Source organism: Mesorhizobium sp. M00.F.Ca.ET.216.01.1.1 (assembly GCF_004010325.2).
Lineage (GTDB): Bacteria > Pseudomonadota > Alphaproteobacteria > Rhizobiales > Rhizobiaceae > Mesorhizobium.
In genome coordinates, this window is sequence record NZ_SADR02000161.1 from 1 (window position 1) to 411 (window position 411).

General features: G+C 70.6%; 1 protein-coding gene. It reads left to right on the plus strand.

From position 1 onward, the window contains the following. Window positions 1-364 (plus strand): hypothetical protein (locus EN859_RS35545; RefSeq protein WP_210237754.1); only part of this gene is annotated, 364 nt, incomplete at its 5' end. Between the last annotated feature and the right edge of the window lie 47 nt (window positions 365-411).

The following is a 411-nucleotide window of genomic DNA, read 5'->3' on the forward strand; positions in this document are numbered from 1 at the left end:
GCTGGATCCGCTTACGCGCACCGTGAGCGTGTGGGCCGAGCGTCGCAAGGTGGGGCAGTACGATGCACGCGAGCTCTCGGTGCGCTGGGCGGACGGCGCGGGCACGGGGTCTGCGTCGCCGCCCGCGCCGATGGTCGCGCTGCACGCGGCGGCCGAAACGTTCACGACGGCCACGTCCTCGCGCAGCGGCGGCGGGCCGTCGCTCGCACGCGCTGCGTTTGGCCGGCGTCCAAAAATCGAGCTGCTGTGGGATTCGCCCGCTGCGGCGGGCCACAACCGCCAAACTGTCTTTCGCACCGCGTTGACGACCGAAGGCGACCGCGTGGCGGCACGCGCGCTCGACAGCACGTTGCGGCAGGTCTGAAGCCTGCTGTGTGCATTCGGTCACATGTCGCGACCGATGAACGCGTT